Here is a 2,780-nt window from a genome sequence, read left to right on the forward strand (position 1 = left end):
TCGAGCAGACCCGCAGGCACGCCGCCATCGCCGCCCTGCTGCGCGTCCCGCACGCCGTCCTCGCGGTGAACAAGATGGACCTCGTCGGCTACGAGGAGAAGGTCTTCGCGGCGATCGCCGAGGAGTTCACCGCGTACGCCACCGAACTGGGCGTCCCCGAGGTCACCGCGATCCCGATCTCGGCGCTCGCCGGCGACAACGTCGTGGAGCCCTCCGCGAACATGGACTGGTACGGCGGCCCGACGGTCCTGGAGCACCTGGAGACGGTGCCGGTCGCGCACGACCTGGCGCACTGCCACGCCCGGCTGCCCGTGCAGTACGTGATCCGGCCGCAGACCGCCGAGCACCCGGACTACCGGGGCTACGCCGGCCAGATCGCGGCGGGCACGTTCCGCGTCGGCGAGCAGGTCACGGTGCTGCCGTCCGGCCGTACGACCACCGTCACCGGCATCGACGTGCTGGGCGAGCCGGTGGACGCCGCCTGGACCCCGCAGTCGGTGACCCTGCTGCTCGCGGACGACATCGACATCTCGCGCGGTGACCTGATCGTGCCGAGCAAGGACGCCCCGGCGACCACGCAGGACGTCGAGGCGACCGTCTGCCATGTCGCGGACCAGCCGCTCACCGTCGGCCACCGGGTGCTGCTCAAGCACGGCACCCGCACGGTCAAGGCGATCGTGAAGGACATCCCGTCCCGGCTGACGCTGGACGACCTGTCCCTGCACCCGCACCCGGGACAGCTCGTCGCCAACGACATCGGCCGGGTGAAGATCCGCACCGCCGAGCCGCTGCCGGTCGACTCCTACGCCGACTCGCGGCGCACGGGCTCGTTCATCCTGATCGACCCGAACGACGGCACCACCCTCACCGCCGGCATGGTCGGCGAGTCGTTCGCCTCCCCGGAGCCCGTCAAGGACGAGGCCGAGGACGACGGGTGGGACTTCTGAGCATGCGCTCCGCCGACTTCGGCGGCGGTCCGCGATGTGCGCGCTGACGTCCGCGGACACCGCTCACCGCCGCCGAAAGCCCGTCGACCTCCCGGCCACGAACTGAACCGACCGTGACCGCCGGGTCCCCGAGAGGAACACCCCCGTGCCTGCCACCCCCGCCCTGCGCCGCGTCCTCGCGGTGATCGCCGCGCTCCCGCTGCTCGCGCTCGCCGCCTGCGGCTACGGCTCCCAGGCGGACGACCTCGGCGACGTCCCGGTGGCCGCGGGCGCGAAGCAGATCGACGGCCTCGACTCGGTCCGCATCGGCTACTTCGGCAACCTGACCCACGGAACCGCGCTGGTCGGCCGGGAGCGGGGCTTCTTCCAGAAGCAGCTGGGCGGCACCGAGGCGAAGTACGCGACCTTCAACGCCGGTCCGTCCGAGATCGAGGCACTGAACTCCGGCTCCATCGACATCGGCTGGATCGGCCCGTCCCCGGCGATCAACGGCTACCTGAAGTCGGGCGGCAAGAACCTGCGGATCATCGGCGGTTCGGCCTCGGGCGGTGTCAAGCTCGTGGTGAACCCGGACAAGATCAAGACCCTGAAGGACGTCAAGGGCAAGAGGATCGCCACCCCGCAGCTCGGCAACACCCAGGACGTGGCGTTCCTCAACTGGATCGCCGAGCAGGGCTGGAAGGTCGACGCGGAGAGCGGCAAGGGTGACGTCTCCGTCGTCCGCACCGACAACAAGATCGCGCCGGACGCCTACACGTCTGGTTCGATCGACGGCGCGTGGGTGCCGGAGCCGACCGCGTCGAAGCTGGTCGCCGAGGGCGCGAAGGTGCTGCTCGACGAGGCCGACCTGTGGCCGGACAAGAAGTTCGTGATCACCAACATCATCGTGTCCCAGGACTTCCTGGAGAAGCACCCGAAGGCCGTCGAGGCGGTGCTGCGGGCCTCGGTCGAGACCAACCGGTGGATCGACGCCAACCCGGAGCGGGCCAAGACCTCGGCGAACGAGCAGCTGGGGGCCGACACCGGCAAGCCGCTGCCGGCCGACGTGCTCGACCCGGCCTGGAAGTCGATCACCTTCCTCGACGACCCGCTGGCCGCCACCCTGCGCACCGAGGCCGCGCACGCGCGCAAGGCCGGTCTGCTGGAGCGGGCCGACCTGAACGACATCTACGACCTCACGCTCCTCAACAAGGTCCTCGCGGCCGAGGGCGAGGCCACCGTCGACGACGCCGGGCTCGGCGTCAAGTAACCGAAATCCGAGAGTTCCAGGAGGTGACGACCATGGCCACGACCCTCGCCAAGGCCGCCGACGGTACCGAGACGTCGGCCGCGCACGCCGCCCGGATCGAGCATGTCTCGAAGTCGTTCGCGGGCCCCGCCGGGCAGCAGCTCGTGCTGGACGACATCACCCTCGATGTCGCCCCGGGCGAGTTCGTCACCCTCCTGGGCGCCTCCGGCTGCGGCAAGTCCACTCTGCTCAATCTGGTCGCCGGGCTGGACCGGCCGTCCGCCGGGTCCATCGCGACCGACGGCCGGCCGGCGCTGATGTTCCAGGAGCACGCCCTGTTCCCGTGGCTGACCGCGGGCAAGAACATCGAACTGGCGCTGAAGCTGCGCGGCACCCCGAAGAACGAGCGCCGCGACCGCGCCGAGGAGCTGCTGGAGCTGGTCCGGCTCAAGGGCGCCTACGGCAAGCGGGTGCACGAGCTGTCCGGCGGTATGCGCCAGCGCGTGGCGATGGCCCGCGCGCTGGCCCAGGACAGCCGCCTGCTGCTGATGGACGAGCCGTTCGCGGCCCTCGACGCCATCACCCGCGACGTGCTGCACGACGAG

3 protein-coding genes are annotated in these 2,780 nt (G+C 70.8%); all 3 read left to right on the forward strand.

Annotation, left to right across the window (positions count from 1 at the left end; all coding sequences use genetic code 11):
* Positions 1–947 (forward strand): elongation factor 1-alpha C-terminal domain-related protein (locus ABT232_RS38280; protein WP_351849409.1); only part of this gene is annotated, 947 nt, incomplete at its 5' end.
* Between the two features lie 145 nt (positions 948–1,092).
* A complete protein-coding gene (locus tag ABT232_RS38285; RefSeq protein ID WP_351849411.1) occupies positions 1,093–2,196 on the forward strand; it encodes an aliphatic sulfonate ABC transporter substrate-binding protein in 1,104 nt (367 codons plus the stop codon).
* Positions 2,197–2,228: 32 nt separating this feature from the next.
* A partial coding sequence (locus ABT232_RS38290; protein ID WP_351849413.1) for an ABC transporter ATP-binding protein occupies positions 2,229–2,780 on the forward strand: 552 nt, incomplete at its 3' end.

The organism is Streptomyces sp. NPDC001532 (assembly GCF_040298625.1).
In the GTDB taxonomy this organism is placed as follows: domain Bacteria; phylum Actinomycetota; class Actinomycetes; order Streptomycetales; family Streptomycetaceae; genus Streptomyces.